Source organism: Robertmurraya dakarensis, from assembly GCF_900156875.1.
GTDB lineage: Bacteria > Bacillota > Bacilli > Bacillales > Cytobacillaceae > Robertmurraya > Robertmurraya dakarensis.
The window spans coordinates 2,367,371-2,384,290 of sequence record NZ_LT707409.1; the positions used below are offsets into that span (position 1 = coordinate 2,367,371).

Genomic DNA, 16,920 nt, shown 5'->3' on the forward strand with positions numbered 1-16,920 from the left:
TTTGTTAAAAAATATTGACTTTAACACTAATATCAATAGATTTAATGGTGTGTGTTAAGAAACCAAGTGAAATGATATCTACCCCTGTATCTCTATAGCCCGCTAGATTATCTAAAGTAATTCCACCTGATGCCTCTGTCATGATCCCATTTGGCACAAGCGGAATCCAAGCTTTTATTTCTTCAGGTTTGCGGTTGTCGAACATAATGACGTCTGCTTTTGCCTCAATCGCTTCTAACATTTGGTCTTTACTTTCCACTTCGACCTCGATTTTCACCATATGTCCGATTTGAGCACGAACCTTTTCTACAGCCTTCGAAATCGACCCTGCAAAAGAAATATGATTATCTTTAATCATTACACCATCATACAGACCGAAACGGTGATTGACCCCTCCCCCGCATGTAACAGCATATTTTTCAATCATGCGTAGACCAGGAGTTGTTTTTCTTGTATCAGCAATACGTGTGTAAGAACTGTCGAGTATCTCAACCGCTTCTCTTGTTGTCGTCGCAATGCCGCTCATTCGCTGAACAAGATTTAAAACCACACGTTCTCCTTTTAGTAAACTCGATACATGCCCGCGTACAACAGCAAGCTTGTCGCCCTTTTCAAATGTATCCCCATCTTCTAAATGGAGTTCATATTGTATGGATTCATCTAAAATTGAAAAGCCGGATTTTATGATTTCCTCCCCAGCAAAAACGCCTCTTTCTTTTGCTAAAAAGACAATCTCCCCTTGTTCATTTACATCAAAAATTAAATCACTTGTTACATCACGTTCACCAATATCCTCAAGAAAAAACTGCTGAAGCTGCTGACGAAGCTTTAATTTGTTCATCCCTTTCACCCTTTACAACTTTTCTTTTATGAATAATCTGATTTCCCAGCCATGTTTCATTTTCTTCAGGGAAGTCCACTCGAAAATGCCCACCCCTGCTTTCTGTTCTAGCTAATGCTGACTGAGTTACTAGCCATGCTGTAATCAACTTAAAAACCTCTTGAATATCATCGGTTGACAGCTGTTCAAGATCATTTTCCATCCAACTCTCCACTTGGAACCCTTCTAACCATTTTTTCAGTTTAGTTAATCCTTTTTCTGACCTCACAATCCCTGCGCAATCCATCATCATTTGACTCAACTGATGGGAATCTGGAATCGGCAGCGGAGGGACAAAGTACAGCTTTCTCTGGGGTGTTAATGGATTGTCATCGGTAGAAAATACGGGAGTATCATTAAGCCATGCTGCAAGCTTTTCTCCAATGTATAACCCTTCTAATAAGGAATTACTAGCTAGGCGGTTGGCTCCATGAATTCCCGAACAAGCAACTTCTCCAATGGCATACAGTCCATTGATATTGGTTCTGCCGCAGTGGTCACTTTTTACGCCTCCCATTAAAAAGTGACAACCCGGGACGACAGGAATTTTTCCCAACGATAAATCCACATGATGTTCGCGGCAAAGTGCTGTAACAGTAGGAAAACGCTGTTGAAAGTTCGAAATGCTTGTGATATCTAAATAAACTTTTTGTCCATTTTTCATATAATCATAAATGGTTTGTGACACGAGATGTCTAGGGGCCAGATCTTTTAATGGATGAACTCCATCCATTATTTTTCGGCCGTCCTCCGTAACCAGCTTGGCACCCTCGCCCCTTACCGCTTCCGAAACGAGGCCCGCAGCTTCCAGCCCTTCTTTGAAAAGAAGAGTTGGATGGAATTGAATAAATTCCATGTCCGTTATTTCCGCACCTGCACGGTAGGCTAAAGCAATTCCATCTCCAGAAACCGTCTCTACACTCGATGTAAAGCTATAAAGCTGCCCAAGCCCGCCAGTTGCGAGAACCACATGTTCTGCGTAAAAGTCCTCTATTCTTCCGTCCCGGTATTTTCCTCTTGCACCAATGCACTGATTATTTTCGATCATTAATTCGAAAACGGTTATATGTTCAATGATGTCTGTATGGTGCAGTCGGCCAGCAAGAAATTCGACAATCACTTTTCCGGTTGCATCACCGCCTCCATGAACAATCCTTTTTTCAGAATGGGCACCTTCCATTCCAAGCTTCAATTCTCCCTTTTCGTCCGTATCAAAATCGCAGCCTTCTAAAAATAACCCTTGAATAAGGGCAGGCGCTTCCTTTGTCATCCTTGCAACAGCATCCACATTATTGTGATAACGTCCCGCCTCTAACGTATCCTTGTAATGCTTTTTTGGATCATCAACGCTTGAAAGAGCAGCAGCCACTCCCCCTTGAGCCATGTATGAATTTCCATTGTGCAGAGTGGACTTTGTTAAAATAATCACTTTTAAGTCTTTTCGCAGCTTTCTCGCTAATTGCAAGGCTGCTACACCACTTCCAATAATGACAACATCGGCTCGTTTTACCATTCACTTTACCTCCGTGTTAACAACTGTCTTGACACCTATATTTACATAGAATTACAATATTGACAAGATATTTTTTTTGAAAGTCTAAAAGACGGAGGTTTCTATGATTTATTTTGACTATGCCGCCACATGTCCGCTTGATGATGAAGCAGCAATTGCCTATGTAAAAACAGCAACAGAGTATTACGGAAATTCAAAAAGTCTTCACGATGTAGGTAGTGCGGCCAATGAACTCCTTGAAAACTGCCGCAAGGAATTAGCTAAGCTTCTTCATGTTGAAGATAATGGAATTTATTTTACAAGTGGGGGATCTGAAAGTAATTATCTTGCCATTATGTCTTTACTATCAGCAAAGCAAAAGGAAGGAAAGCATATTATTACGGGTCTTGCCGAGCATTCTTCCGTAAAAGGGACCTTTGAAAAATTAGAATCAAGCGGCTATGAAGTTACTTATCTGCCTTTCAACCAAGATGGACTAATCGATCTTGACAATCTTAGGAGTCATGTAAAGTCAGACACCGTGTTAATTTCGATTCAAACGGTAAATCCGGAAATTGGCTCCATTCAGCCCATTAAAGAAATCGGAGAGATTTGCAGGGAGGAAGAAATTTTATTTCATAGTGACTTTGTACAGGGGTTTGGAAAAGTAAATCTTGAGTCTCCCCTAGAATATTTGGATAGTTTCTCACTATCCGGACATAAAATTTTTGGACCAAAGGGAATTGGGGCAGTATATATTTCCCCGGATATCCCTTGGCAGCCCTATTATAAAAATGCTTCCCATGAAAAAGGGTTACGGCCAGGAACGTTAAATGTCCCTGCTATTGCGGCGATGACCGTTGCAGCTCAAAAATGTTATACACGCTTGAATCAAGATGCAGAGCATTATCGACGTCTTCGAAAAACATTTATTAAAGAACTTCAGCCTATCTCTAGCAAAATCATCCTCTATGATTTGCCAGAACTTTTACAGTTACCCTCAACACTTGGGATGCGAATAAAGGGCTTGGAGGGACAATGGGTCATGCTGGAATGCAATCGGGTCGGCTATGCGCTCTCAACCGGAAGTGCCTGTCAATCCGGAATGGACACACCGTCGAAGACCATGAAGGCAATGGGTGTGGCCGATAAAGACGCAAAGGAATTTATCCGAATTTCATTAGGCAGAGATACGTCCCAAGAAGATGTCAAGGGCCTTGCTCATGCTTTGAAAAACATGGTCACAATGTGAATGACCTTGTCTTTTGAATCCATTTTACCTGAATACATTACTTAAATCCCCAAGCTTGAGGAGATCCTGCGCAGCAATCCTATCTATGTTACAATAGCTAAAAGATATGAAGTCAAACACAGCTTCTAACGCTGGCATACGTTTTCTTTGAGATGTTAAGGAGAGTAGAAAATGAAAGAAAAGAAAATACTTGGTGAAGAAAGAAGAGAGCTTATCCTACAGTGGTTAAAATCCAGTTCGGAACCGATCACAGGCGGTGAGTTAGCCTCTAAAACAAATGTGAGCCGCCAAATTATTGTGGGCGATATCACCTTGTTAAAAGCAAAAAATGAACCAATCATTGCAACAAGCCAAGGATATATGTACTTAAATCAGCCATCAGCAGCATCTACTGTTGAACGTACCATCGCTTGTTTTCATCCGCCTGATCGGACAGAGGAAGAATTAATTATATTAGTCGATAACGGAGTGACGGTGAAGGATGTTAGAATTGAACATCCTGTATACGGAGATTTAACAGCATCCATTATGGTTTCAAACCGGAAAGAAGTAGAGCAATTCATGCAGAAAATTAATGCGACGAATGCCGCTTACCTCTCGGAACTCACGGATGGAATCCATCTTCACACGATATCAGCTTCTTCTGAACAAATCTTGAATGACGCGATTGAAGTATTGAAGAAAGAGCAATTTATTATAGAATAAAAAAGGATCCCTGCGCGGATCCTTTTATTTTTTTTCAATTTTAAAATAAGGATAACTGCCAAGTACCTCAACAGCACAGCCCAATGCCTCGAGCTCCGCAATGGCCCCTGGGATCAACACATCATCCATGCTCATTTCAATGTCGATAATAAAAAAGTAATTCCCAAGCCCTGTTTTTGTTGGACGAGATTCTATTTTTGAAAGGTTCAGTCTTCTCCAGGCAAATGCAGATAATACTTGATGCAGCGCACCTGAACGGTCATCAGATGGAAGAGTAACTCTTAACGTTGTCTTGTTACCGGAAACCTCCAGCTTAATGCCATTAAATTCGACCTCTTCTTTTGCTAACACAATAAACCTTGTATGGTTGAAATCAAAATCATGAATATTTCTCTTCGCAATCACAAGCCCATACTCTTTCGCTGCTAATTCATTCGCAATCGCAGCAATTTTTTGGTCAGGATGTTCCTTTACATATTGTGCAGCTGCCGCGGTTGACGTGACCGTTTCACATGGAATTCCTCTGCATGAATTTCGCAAGAACTTATGACATTGAGGAATGGCATGTGAATGACTATAAATTGCATCGACATTTTCCCATTGATCCGCATGATCCGGATGCACCAATAAATGCTGTTTTATCGGAACTGTAATTTCCCCTCTAATGGGCAGGTTCATTTCATGTAATAGATAATCTAATGTGACATTTACCGTTCCCTCCAGCGTATTTTCCAATGGAACTACACAAGCATCTGCTTCATTGTTCATAACAGCATCCAAACAATCTGGAATGGTCATATAAGGAACAGCGTTCTCCTTTGGAAAAATTTCTCGAACAGCAAGATCTGTGAAAGTCGCCCGTGGGCCTAAAAATGCTATATTCATGCAGTTTCTCCTCCTATGAAGTGCATCCTGTTTTATAGTATACGGATGCTTTATCGCTTTAACTATTTCAAGTGTAGAAGTAAAAAATCAGTGCTCAAATCAGCTAAGCTCCTGATCCAAGCACTTCTACTTGATCTACAAATTCAAGCTTTCTTAATTTTGCCAGCAGCTCATTAATCTCCATTTCCATGTTCGAAATATTTAAGGAAAGAGTGACGTTTGCTCTTCCCTGCAATGGAATTGTTTGATGAATCGTTAAGATATTGCAGCCAGATGAAGCAACAATTCCTAAGAGCTGAGACAAGGTACCAGATCGATCCTCTAAGTGGAAAAATAAGGTGATCAATCTTTCTTTCACGATTGTATGAAAAGGAAAAACGGTATCACGGTACTTATAAAACGCACTGCGACTTAAATCCACTTTTTGTACGGCTTCCCAAACGGATTCAACTTTCTTTCTCTCAAGCATTTCTTTTGCTTCTAGTGTCTTAATCATTGCTTCCGGCAGAACATCTTCACGAACCAAATAGAATTTTTTATCAAATTTTTCCTCGCTCATTTCCCCACCCCATTACATACACGTATGTTCCTAGGAACAAGCAGGCCCGCTTATTCCTGGGAACCATACGTTCTCAACTAGACTATCTCGAGTCTTATTGAATACCTTAATCAAGAAACTCGAATTCGTAATCCATTAATTTTACTATATCTCCATTTTGAATACCCTTTTCCCTTAGGGCATCATCAACTCCCATTCCTCTCAGCTGACGGGCGAATCGGCGTACAGATTCATCCCTGGAGAAATTGGTCATCTTGAATAAGCGCTCAACAGCATCACCTGAAACCACAAAGCTTCCATCCGGATCTCTTGTAATGACAAACTCTTTTTGTTCTGCTTCATGTTTATAAACAACACGGTTTACTGTTGTATCTTCTTCTTCATGTGAAAGTGGGAATTCTGGCGTTTCTTCCACTTTATCTGCAATTGCAAATAGCAAATCCCTTAAGCCGCTTCTTGTCACAGCTGATATTGGGAAAATCGGATAATCGTCTTGAATTTGTTCCTTAAACTTCTTAAGGTTCTCCTCAGCATCAGGCATGTCCATTTTATTGGCAACAATAATTTGCGGACGTTCCGTTAAACGCAAATTATACTCTTTCAACTCATTATTAATCGTTTGATAATCTTCAAAAGGATCTCTGCCTTCCATTGAGGCCATATCAATTACATGGACGATGACTCTTGTTCTCTCAATATGTCTGAGGAACTGATGTCCCAGCCCCACACCTGAATGAGCTCCTTCTATTAACCCTGGCAAGTCAGCCATAACAAAGCTTCGGCCATCTTCTGTTTCAACCATACCAAGATTTGGCACAATCGTTGTAAAATGGTACTCGGCAATTTTCGGTTTAGCCGCTGATACAACAGAAAGCAATGTCGATTTTCCTACACTAGGGAATCCAACTAACCCAACATCTGCTAACAGTTTTAGTTCAAGAACAACCTCTTTTTCAATTCCAGGTTCTCCGTGCTCAGAAAGTTCTGGTGCCGGATTTGCAGGTGTCGCAAATCTTGAATTTCCTCGGCCCCCTCTTCCTCCTCTAGCAATGACTGCTTGCTGGCCATGCTCAGTTAAATCAGCAATAACTTCTTTTGTTTCTGCATCCATGACTACCGTACCAGGCGGCACTTTGACAATCATGTCCTTCGCGTTTTTACCATGCTGATTCTTTGACATTCCATGTTCTCCACGCGGAGCTTTAAAATGCCGCTTGTAGCGGAAATCCATTAGGGTTCTTAAGCCCTCTTCCACTTCAAATACAACATCTGCCCCTTTTCCGCCATCACCACCAGCGGGTCCTCCTTTAGGGACATACTTTTCCCGGCGAAAGGCTACCATTCCATTTCCGCCATCTCCGCCTTTAACATAAATCTTGACTTGATCTACAAACATATTCGTTCCTCCCGTCTGTTCTATGTAAGTATTCGATCATCACATGACGAGAATCGCTACTCTGCCGCATTAAAGAAACGGCATATAAATTTCCAGTGCGAGTTCCTGTTCTGATAATTGCTGTACTTTTTTTTCGATAGGTGACTGTTTTTGTAAAAAGAACAATAATTGCTCTTGTTCTACTATTATCCCTCTAAAATCAAAAAAGAAACGAATTCCTGTTTGTTGCGGTTCGACTGTTATCGACAAATGGTTTTCAGACAGGGACTCTATCACTGTATGTAAATGTTCAAAAAAGACAATTGTCCAATCTGTTAATTGCACATCATTGATTTTTTTTGCTCCGACCGTATGTTCACCTAATATTTCATATTCGAGTTGAATCTGATAATTTTCCCAATTATATGTAAAAAGCAAGGATGCAAACTGAGGAATATTCATATTGGAAAGCTTAGATTCTTGCTGTGTTTCGACGACAATTTCATCGATTATTTCAAAAACCCGATCAACTTTGTTTAAAGAAAGGTTTCCTTTTATTAATTGTAATTTATTTAACCAGTCGTGGCGAGCATGCCGAAGCACCTCAACCGTATTCCATTCTTTTTTCATAAACGCACTCCTAATTTCTACCCTTGCATACTAAATTAAACGTTTTTTCTCTTCTTCATGATAGTATATCAAAAAATTTTAAAGGCGTAAGTATATTTATGTGAGAAACAGATCTATAAACGATAATTTTGGTGGAATTTGGGTCTTTTATGTAGACTGATTGTGCTGTTTTCGTTTACTGCTGGTGAGATATCGGTCAGTTTTTGATTTTATCGGTCAGATTTTTCATATATCGGTTACTTTTAAAATATATCGGTCAGAATTAGATTTTATCGGTCACTTTTGCCAATATATCGGTCAACTTCAATTTTTTCAAATAAAAGCAAAAGAAACTCCAACCTAAGCGGTTAGAGTTTCTTAGAAGATTAAGCTTCTTGAGCTGTTGGATAAACGCTCACTTGCTTGCGGTCACGACCTAGGCGTTCGAATTTAACAACACCGTCCACTTTCGCGAATAGAGTATCGTCTCCACCTTTACCAACGTTCACACCTGGATAAATCTTAGTGCCGCGTTGACGGTAAAGGATTGAACCGCCAGTTACGAATTGACCATCTGCACGCTTAGCACCAAGGCGCTTAGCGATAGAATCACGACCGTTCTTTGTAGAACCTACTCCCTTTTTAGAAGCGAAGAACTGAAGATCTAATCTTAACATGTATTCCACCTCCTACTTTTTGAAGGTAATTTTTATGTGTTTTCCATAATCTCTTTCGATCGTCTGCAACGACACGATCATCCCTTCAAGCAAAAGCTGTACCTTCTCTTGTGTGTCCTCCGGGAGATTATCCGGGACGACGCAGCGGAGAAAGCCATCATCACCTTGCTCGATTTCTGGTTCCACTCCGGTTAACGCCATTACTGAGTTGATGGCCCCAAAGGAAACAGCAGAAGCTCCTGCACAAACGATATCATTACCGTGATTGGCTAGTAGGGCATGACCACTCATTGTAAAAGACTTAATTCGTCCAGATTCAGTACGATAAATCGTTGTTTGAATCATCTCAAACCGCCTTAAGCGTTGATTTTTTCAATCGTAACTTTTGTGTATGGCTGACGATGACCTTGCTTCTTGTGATAGTTTTTCTTCGCTTTATATTTGAAAACAATGATCTTCTTAGCGCGACCTTGCTTTTCAACTTTAGCTGTAACAGAAGCACCTTCTACTACAGGGCTTCCAACTTTAACGTTGTCGCCTCCAACGAATAAAACCTTATCAAAAGTAACTGTTTCGCCTGCTTCAGCGTTAAGCTTTTCAATGTAGATAGCTTGACCTTCTTCTACTTTGATTTGCTTACCACCAGTTTCGATAATTGCGTACATGAACTGCACCTCCTCTTAGACTCAGACTCGCCATCCTGGGTGATTTGCGAAAAGCAAACACTTAATACCCGTTCTGTGCGGTTGTAGCACGGGTGCTACAAACATAACATAGAAAATAATATCACATACAAAATCATTATGTCAACAACCTATCAAAATAAAAAAGGTACCTGGTACCGCCGAAAGACAGTGTCCACCTGGGGAGGACTGTTTAGTCATTGGCTTTCTTTTGGAGCTCAGCTGGGCTGCCTAGTTGTCTGATGGTGTAAAAGGGGCGCTTGTCCTCTTTGATGAAAAAATAAAATTGAAGTCCAAGTGTTTTTTCCAAGCGCTGCTGATGCAGACGGTCAGCTCCGGAAAATACTTCTCTTACATCGTGAGACGCTTCAATTAACACCGCTTCATGATCACTGCCCTTAAGCTCCCATAGATCTCGTTCCAGCTGGAAGGCAACCGTTTCCGGGCTTAATACCTTTCCCGTGCCCTCACATACTTCACATCGTGTAGTTAACGCTTCAGAGATGCTGACTCTTGTTTTCTTTCTTGTCATTTGCAGAATGCCGAGCGGAGTAAAGCCAATCACTCTCGTTCTCTTTTCATCCTTTAAAAGTGAATCTTTCATAGCTTTCATGATCTTTTGGCGATCATCATCACTTTTCATATCAATAAAATCAACCAAAATCATACCGGCAATATCCCTTAAGCGGATTTGCCTAGCTATCTCAACCGCCGCCCACTCATTCGTTTTAACAACCGTTTCTTCAAGATCATGTTTCCCAGAAAACTTACCTGTATTAACATCAATAATCGTCAATGCCTCAGTTTCATCGAAAATTAAATAAGCACCATTCTTCAACCAAACAACCTTTTTAAGACTCTTTTCAATTTCGTGCTGAATCCCAAAATGAGCAAAAATATTTTCAGTTTGATGGTAGTGGCTGACATCAATATTTTTGTTTTCGGTCAAACCAGTCAGCGTTTTTTTCAACTCTTGGTCATCAACGACGATCTCCACTGTCTCGTCTTTGCTCAATTCATCCACTATTTCATCCAGAAAAGTGTTGTTCTCGAGAATCAAGCCAGGTTTTTTCATATTTTGGGATTCACGCTGCAGTTCCTCATACTTTTTACGCAATTGTTCTATTTCATTTGATATTTCATCTTCTGAAAAATCTTGACAGGAGGTTCGGAATAGTATTCCTTCTTCCTCCCGCTTTATCTGAAATCCAAACTGACGCCATTTATCACGCTTTTCTTCGTTCGGTATTTTCTTTGAAACCGCCACATAGTGCCCGTTAGGCATATAAACGGTCGAAGAGCCGTTAAACTCAAGAATTCCTGTTAGTCGAGGCCCTTTCGTACCAGTCGGGTCTTTTTCAACTTGTACAAGAAGTTTTTCCCCCTGATGTAGATAAGAAGAAATAGATTTATTTTCATTTTTGGATTGCAAGTAGGCCGGAAGCTTATCACGATGTAAGAAACCATTCTTAGATTGACCGATATCAATAAAAGCGGCATTCATGCCCGGAAGCACCTTGCTTACAATACCAAGATAAATAGCACCAACCGAAGACTGTATCTTCGGTTGGTGGATAACGATTTTTTCAAGCTTATTATTTTTTAATAGCGCGTATCTTTTTTCTCTGCCTAGATGATTTATCACTAACGTATTCAATGGTAATCCTCACTTTACGTGCAAATATCCTTCATTCTCATCTATATTATCTAATTTCAGTACTGGTAAAGCAAATCTCCTACCTTTGCATTATGCAGTTTTTCAACAAAATAAGCATGAAGCAATTCGTTCTCATCGAGAGAACCTTTTTCTTTCCCATCCTTCTCGATAATGATAGGGTGTTTACACCCTCTTTGAAACTGCTCGAGTACATGAATAACCATGTCATTTTCCTCAACTATGATGGGCTTCAGTTTCTTAAGATCACTATTGTTACCATAATACCTTTCGAGGAGAAACCTTACAAATACATAGCGGTTCTGTTTCCATTCAAAAAATAATGAAAAAATTAAAAAAGAACAAACGATCCAGACATTTAAATTAATAGGTTCCGTCAGTATAACAGCAAGAATGAAAACGGCGATTGAAAAAGATGAAATCCATAATGTACGTTTGAATGCTTTTGGGAATGAAGAATTTAAAGAACATAGTAAAAAAATTAGCTTCCCCCCATCCAACGGCCAGATTGGAAGCAAATTAAAGATTAAGATCATTAAATTATATTGAACAAAAAGTGCAAATATATGGTCAGACATGAAACCCAGCTCATTTAGTACAAATGCTAGCGGGAGCAGCCAAAAATGCTGAAGCGGCCCCGCTAACACTACAATCGCTTCTTCTTTTAACGGCCGATTTCCGTGTTCATCCATTTCAGCTACCCCGCCAAAGGGAAGCAAAGAGATTTTCTTAACTCTCCACGAAAAAAAAGATGCTGCGGCTGCATGTCCCAATTCGTGGATGAGAATAATGAAGAAAAGTAGGGAAAGTTCAATAAAATGTGCAGTCACAACAGCTAAAGCCACAACAATCCATAACAATGGATGAATATGAATTTTTCTTATAATTGGAAGAATTCTATTCAAATTGTATCACCTGAATTGGGTCTATGAAGTCATCCCCTTTTTTTAGTGCGAAGTAAAACTGTCCCTTTGTTCCATCTTCCGCATTTGAAGCTACGCCAACATCTGACCCTTTTTCAATAAACTCATATAAACTAACATTGATCGTTTCTAAATTACCATACCAAGTCTCCGTTTTATCGGCGTGTTGAATAATAACCGTCTTTCCAAACCCTTCTTCCACCCCAACGTAACGAACCATGCCTTCATTCATGGCGGACACCGGTGCTCCCTTTTCCGTTTCAATCGTAATTCTCTTCCCATTTGCGTCAAACTCTTCAAGAATCCGCGCAGCAGCAGGGAGAGCATAACCTGGTTCCCCTGGAGCACTTACTTCTTCTTTTTTTGATTCAGTTTCAAGCGGAAGCAAAGCTAGCGGTTTTCCAAATTGATCCTCATACCATTCAGAAACAGCTGCAAATTGAAAATCTTGTTCCATTGATTTAGTCACAAAATTCTTAATAGGATCTACGGATTCGGCATTACTCCGAAAGAGAATGGCAATGACCAACACTAAGCAGGCCGATGTTAAAATTTTTAAGAGAAACATCTCTTTATTAAATAAGGGATGACTCTCTTCATTTGGTCCAACTTCATAGGATGGCAGCCTCTCAAATCCATGCTTCTCCTCATCACTCAACCAAAGAGACCTATTTTCAATGTTCTTCGTCATTTTTTCTCTCTCTTTTTTACGCTTCATGACTCTTTTCCGTACATCATCAGCTCTCGAACGCATTTCCCCCACCAATCCCTTTATCATTTTGTACAAGTCTATGAGCTGTCCCAAAGAAATATGCCAACTTCCCCTTAAGGTACCAGGTACCTAAGAAAGACAGAGTCTTTTCGGTGTGGACACTAAAAAATGGGCATAAAAAAAACCAGGGATCCCTGGTTTTATTTAACGCCAAAAAACTTTTTAATTTTTGAGAAGACACCTTTTTGTTTCTCTTCAAGAACCTGTAGTGGAACAGATTCTCCTAATATACGCCTTGCGATGTTTCGATAAGCAATGGAGGCCTTGCTATTAGGATTTAACGCAATAGGTTCCCCATGGTTTGAAGCCTTAATCACTTCATCGTCATCGGCTACAATCCCAATTAAATCAATCGATAAATGGGTGGTAATTTCATCAACGTCAAGCATGTCACCGTTTTCCATCATATGATTACGTATACGATTGATGACTAACCTTGGCGGCTCAACCCCTTCTTCTTTTTCAAGAAGACCAATAATTCTGTCAGCATCACGAACGGCAGAAACCTCTGGCGTTGTCACGACAATCGCCTTGTCTGCCCCTGCTACAGCGTTTTTATAACCTTGTTCTATTCCTGCTGGGCAATCTATAATAATATAATCATATTCTTGCTTTAGCTCATCGACTAGTTTTTTCATCTGTTCCGGTTGTACAGCCGTTTTATCACTTGTCTGGGCAGCAGGCAATAAGTATAGAAGATCATCAAACCGCTTGTCCTTTACGAGCGCCTGATGAATTTTGCATCTCTCATTCACAACGTCAACAAGATCATAAATTATCCGATTTTCAAGTCCCATGACAACATCCAAATTTCTCAAACCTATATCTGTGTCTACTAAACAAACGCGCTTTCCTTGAAGAGCCAAAGCTGTACCAATATTAGCGGAAGTTGTTGTTTTCCCAACTCCGCCTTTTCCCGATGTAATTACAATTGCTTCCCCCACTTTAGCTTCCCCCTTCTAATGTCGTTAAATTGGGTCGTAGATGGATTAAAACTTGTAATCTATCAATCACAATTTGATCATTTTGATCAATGTATGCACATTCCATATCTTTTTTCTCAACGTCTTCTTTAATATCAGGAGAACGATTAATATGATGACTGATTCTAAGCTGGGTAGGCATCATTTCAGATGCAGATATGATTGCATTTGTATTCCCGCCTGCCCCTGCATGAGCTATCCCTTTCAGCGATCCCATCACAAAAATGTTTCCTCCGGCTACGACTGTTCCACCAGGATTCACATCTCCAATTAGTAATAAATCCCCAGGCACTTCAAGCACTTGACCGGAACGGACGATCTTTGCTACAGAAACAATCTCCTTTTCTGCCTTCATCCGTTCTGCTTCTGACTTTGTTAGTACATTTGATTCAATTGAGTCAATAACAAGATTTTTCTTTTGGCGGACAAATTCGTGTAATTCTTCCTTTTGTTCATCCGTTAAATATCTATTTCCAATTTTTACCTTCACCGTAATAAGAGGACTTTCTTCATTTAAACGGGAACTTTCAGAAAGCTTATCATTCAGTTCCCTTTTAAGCTCCGTATAGGAACACTGGTCGTCTAAATGTAAAGTCAATCCATCTTTTGTTCCTTTTATTAATACATTCTGTGTTTTCTTCATTTCAAGATGTTCACCTCATAGAAAAGCATAGGACTCCTTTCCCCAGACGTACACCCGGGAGGCCAAATGGATGATGAAGTTCAGTTCTACATCTATAGACGACACCAACCGAAGGAAAGCAGAGTCCGGAGTTAGGCACCGGAACAGCTTACAAGCCTGTTTGCTAAAAAAGTATTTTACTACAGTACTGCAATTCGACAAACACAGGTAGAAATCCTCTTTTTCACTTAAGAATAAGGTACTTACTCATTTTTCAATTCTTCTGCATGCTTTTCAAACAGGCGTTTGATTGGGTATGCCAGCAAGACAAGAAAAATTAAATTAAGAACCAGCGTTGGAAGCAGGCGAATTTCGATGAACGTTGAAAAGTCCATATCCGTTACCTTAATTAAGTAATTCAATTCATATACACCAAGCTCAAGCAAACTCACTCCTAAGAGCGAAACAATGGATGCAACCACAATGTTTGAATGAAAAATTCTCATCATACTAAAGATAATGTAGGCGACAAGCGGAAACATAAACAGATAGATCCCAATAATTTCCGTATAAACCACATCAAATAACAGCCCAAAGATGAACCCATAGATAATGCCTTGTTTTTTACCACCGTAGATTGTCATAAAGAGAATGGTAATAATCAAGAAACGCGGCACGAGAATCATATCACTTTGAAAAAGCTGCTTCGGAAGCAATTCGACAAAGGTACTCTCGAATATAAAAAAGAAAATAAATAGCAGGGGAAGGAGGTATCTTCTCACAGTTCCTCCTCCTCATCATCAATCATTTCACTAAGATCTGGCTTTATCATCTCTCTTTTAACCACGATTACATTCTTGATATCATAGAAATTTGCTCCTGGTTCAATAAATGCCGTTTGGTTTAGTCCGAATTCATCTGGTTCAACGTCTACCACTTTTCCAATCGGCAGTCCCTCAGGAAAAATACCACCTAGTCCAGAAGTAATGACATTCTGTTTCTCTACGATTTTTGCATCCTTCGGAATACGTTTTAATTTTAAAAGTTCCCGATCCCCATCATATCCTTCGATTGTTCCATAAACTGATTCTTCCCCTTGGATCTCCGCTGAAATACGATTTGTTGGATCATTTGCACTTAAAAGCTGAATCGTTGCAGTAAATTGCTGCGTACTTTTCACCTTTCCAATCAATCCATTTGCTGTCACAACAGCCATATTTTGTTCAATCCCATGAACTTTTCCTTTATTAATGATTAATAATTCATGCCAGCGTTCGGGGTTTCTGCCGATAACCGTTGCGGATATCGGTGTATAATCTCGCAATGTTTCTTTTTCATCAATCAACTCACGAAGCTCTTCATTCTCCTTCGTAAGCTGCTGTACATCAGCCTCAAGCTTTGCCAAATTATCTAAGCGAGACTTAAGCTCTTTATTTTCTTTGTATGTATTTTGCAAGTCCTGAACATCTTCAAAGATTCCCACTACAAATTGCTGGGGCTTTGCAAAAACATTCTGTACCCAGCCCGTTGTATCTTTCAGAAATTGCTCAGGCCAAGTTAATTGTTCTCGATCTCTTATAGAAAATCCTATTAATGCCACGAGAATAATAATGCTGACAAGCAAAATAATCAGGCGTTTATTCAAAAAGAATTGTGGCACACTCTTACACCTCAATTTTTATTTTACCGGTTTCAATTTAGTAGGACAATATATGTATAACATAAAAAATAGTTGAGGAAGCTTAGAAAAAATCGTAAGCCTCCTCTGGTCCCCGTCCACTTCTAGCGTGATTCTTTAGCTCTATTTTTGAATAGATCGATATGATCGAGTGCTTTTCCAGTTCCAATAGCTACACAATCTAATGGATTTTCAGCAATTAATACAGGCATATTGGTTTCCTCGCTAATCACCTTATCAAGGTTTCGAAGTAAAGCACCTCCACCTGTTAAAACAATTCCCCTGTCCATAATATCAGCAGCAAGTTCTGGCGGGGTCTTTTCTAGAGTTGCCTTTACTGCATCCACAATCGAATACACAGTATCCCATAATGCCTTTGCAATCTCTTCCGCGGAGATTTCGATCGTTTTTGGAAGTCCCGTTAACAAGTCTCTTCCGCGAATTTCCATATTGTCAATACCTTCGGGACTGCCCGCGCTTCCAATTTCTACCTTAATTGTTTCAGCCGTTCGATCACCAATCATTAAATTATACGTTTTGCGAATATAATTAATGATGGCTTCATCCATTTCATCCCCTGCAATTCGGATAGATTGACTTGTAACAATTCCGCCTAGTGAAATAATCGCTACCTCAGTTGTTCCCCCGCCTATATCAACAACCATGCTTCCCGTAGGCTCCCAAACTGGAAGGTTTGCTCCAATCGCTGCAGCAAAAGGCTCTTCAATCGTGAAAGCATCCTTAGCTCCTGCTTGACGAGTTGCATCAATAACCGCACGCTCCTCTACAGCAGTTATTCCTGAAGGAACACAGACCATTATGTAAGGCTTCCCGGCAAATAAACTCTTACTTTTAACAGCTTCTTTTATATAGTACTTCATCATTGTCGCTGTCGTTTCATAATCGGCGATTACTCCGTCCTTCATCGGCCTTAAGGCAACTACATTTCCTGGAGTTCGTCCAATCATATTCTTCGCATCGTTCCCAACTGCAACGATTTGCTTAGTATCTGTTTGCAGAGCAACAACTGAAGGCTCCCGGACGACAACTCCTTTTCCTTTTACATATACAAGGGTATTTGCCGTACCCAAATCAATACCAAGGTCTCTTGTTCCTATTCCAAACATTCATGTATCTCCCTTTCTGATAC

19 protein-coding genes and 1 other annotated feature are annotated in these 16,920 nt (G+C 40.1%); of the genes, 2 read left to right on the forward strand and 17 right to left on the reverse strand.

What is annotated here, in order from left to right:
• Nucleotides 1-4: 4 nt before the first annotated feature.
• On the reverse strand, nt 5-841 hold the full coding sequence (gene nadC, locus CZ487_RS20340; RefSeq protein ID WP_077214107.1) for a carboxylating nicotinate-nucleotide diphosphorylase: 837 nt from the start codon (nt 839-841) through the stop codon (nt 5-7).
• Nucleotides 795-2,393, reverse strand: a complete 1,599-nt coding sequence (gene nadB, locus CZ487_RS20345; protein WP_077214108.1) for an L-aspartate oxidase — start codon at nt 2,391-2,393, stop codon at nt 795-797. Before nadB ends, nadC begins: the two co-directional genes overlap by 47 nt.
• 103 nt (nt 2,394-2,496) lie before the next feature.
• On the opposite strand from nadB, the gene CZ487_RS20350 reads away from it, so the two are divergent.
• Nucleotides 2,497-3,624, forward strand: coding sequence for an IscS subfamily cysteine desulfurase (locus CZ487_RS20350; RefSeq protein WP_077214109.1), 1,128 nt, complete (start codon nt 2,497-2,499; stop codon nt 3,622-3,624).
• A gap of 171 nt (nt 3,625-3,795) precedes the next feature.
• Complete coding sequence (locus tag CZ487_RS20355; protein ID WP_077214110.1) at nt 3,796-4,329, forward strand: transcription repressor NadR; 534 nt, start codon at nt 3,796-3,798, stop codon at nt 4,327-4,329.
• Nucleotides 4,330-4,353: 24 nt separating this feature from the next.
• Here the strand turns inward: CZ487_RS20355 and pheA are convergent, their stop codons facing one another.
• From pheA to CZ487_RS20430, 15 genes are all read right to left on the reverse strand, one after another.
• Nucleotides 4,354-5,214: a prephenate dehydratase gene (pheA, locus tag CZ487_RS20360; protein WP_077214111.1), complete on the reverse strand. Its 861-nt coding sequence runs from the start codon at nt 5,212-5,214 to the stop codon at nt 4,354-4,356.
• Nucleotides 5,215-5,317: 103 nt separating this feature from the next.
• Nucleotides 5,318-5,773 (reverse strand): ACT domain-containing protein, encoded by a 456-nt coding sequence (locus CZ487_RS20365; protein ID WP_077214112.1) that lies wholly within the window; start codon nt 5,771-5,773, stop codon nt 5,318-5,320.
• A gap of 106 nt (nt 5,774-5,879) precedes the next feature.
• Entirely contained in the window at nt 5,880-7,169 is a 1,290-nt protein-coding gene (gene obgE / locus CZ487_RS20370; RefSeq protein WP_077214113.1) for a GTPase ObgE, read from the reverse strand.
• Between the two features lie 69 nt (nt 7,170-7,238).
• On the reverse strand, nt 7,239-7,778 hold the full coding sequence (locus CZ487_RS20375; RefSeq protein WP_077214114.1) for a Spo0B C-terminal domain-containing protein: 540 nt from the start codon (nt 7,776-7,778) through the stop codon (nt 7,239-7,241).
• A 365-nt stretch (nt 7,779-8,143) separates the two neighbouring features.
• A complete protein-coding gene (rpmA, locus tag CZ487_RS20380; RefSeq protein ID WP_077214115.1) occupies nt 8,144-8,434 on the reverse strand; it encodes a 50S ribosomal protein L27 in 291 nt (96 codons plus the stop codon).
• Nucleotides 8,435-8,446: 12 nt separating this feature from the next.
• Nucleotides 8,447-8,779, reverse strand: a complete 333-nt coding sequence (locus CZ487_RS20385; RefSeq protein WP_077214116.1) for a ribosomal-processing cysteine protease Prp — start codon at nt 8,777-8,779, stop codon at nt 8,447-8,449.
• 11 nt (nt 8,780-8,790) lie between these two features.
• On the reverse strand, nt 8,791-9,099 hold the full coding sequence (rplU, locus tag CZ487_RS20390) for a 50S ribosomal protein L21 (protein WP_077214117.1): 309 nt from the start codon (nt 9,097-9,099) through the stop codon (nt 8,791-8,793).
• A 13-nt stretch (nt 9,100-9,112) separates the two neighbouring features.
• Nucleotides 9,113-9,192, reverse strand: a sequence feature (ribosomal protein L21 leader region).
• 118 nt (nt 9,193-9,310) lie between these two features.
• The gene (locus CZ487_RS20395; RefSeq protein ID WP_077214118.1) at nt 9,311-10,774 is read right to left on the reverse strand and encodes an Rne/Rng family ribonuclease; all 1,464 of its coding nucleotides are present in this window, start codon (nt 10,772-10,774) and stop codon (nt 9,311-9,313) included.
• Nucleotides 10,775-10,830: 56 nt separating this feature from the next.
• A complete protein-coding gene (locus CZ487_RS20400) occupies nt 10,831-11,697 on the reverse strand; it encodes a M50 family metallopeptidase (RefSeq protein ID WP_077214119.1) in 867 nt (288 codons plus the stop codon).
• A complete protein-coding gene (locus CZ487_RS20405) occupies nt 11,690-12,469 on the reverse strand; it encodes a M23 family metallopeptidase (protein ID WP_077214120.1) in 780 nt (259 codons plus the stop codon). Before CZ487_RS20405 ends, CZ487_RS20400 begins: the two co-directional genes overlap by 8 nt.
• 158 nt (nt 12,470-12,627) lie before the next feature.
• Nucleotides 12,628-13,431, reverse strand: coding sequence for a septum site-determining protein MinD (gene minD, locus CZ487_RS20410; RefSeq protein WP_077214121.1), 804 nt, complete (start codon nt 13,429-13,431; stop codon nt 12,628-12,630).
• A 1-nt stretch (nt 13,432) separates the two neighbouring features.
• Nucleotides 13,433-14,113, reverse strand: coding sequence for a septum site-determining protein MinC (gene minC, locus CZ487_RS20415; RefSeq protein WP_077214122.1), 681 nt, complete (start codon nt 14,111-14,113; stop codon nt 13,433-13,435).
• Between the two features lie 242 nt (nt 14,114-14,355).
• Nucleotides 14,356-14,874: a rod shape-determining protein MreD gene (gene mreD, locus CZ487_RS20420; RefSeq protein ID WP_077214123.1), complete on the reverse strand. Its 519-nt coding sequence runs from the start codon at nt 14,872-14,874 to the stop codon at nt 14,356-14,358.
• Entirely contained in the window at nt 14,871-15,752 is an 882-nt protein-coding gene (mreC, locus tag CZ487_RS20425; RefSeq protein WP_077214124.1) for a rod shape-determining protein MreC, read from the reverse strand. Before mreC ends, mreD begins: the two co-directional genes overlap by 4 nt.
• Before the next feature lie 122 nt (nt 15,753-15,874).
• On the reverse strand, nt 15,875-16,897 hold the full coding sequence (locus CZ487_RS20430) for a rod shape-determining protein (protein WP_077214125.1): 1,023 nt from the start codon (nt 16,895-16,897) through the stop codon (nt 15,875-15,877).
• Between the last annotated feature and the right edge of the window lie 23 nt (nt 16,898-16,920).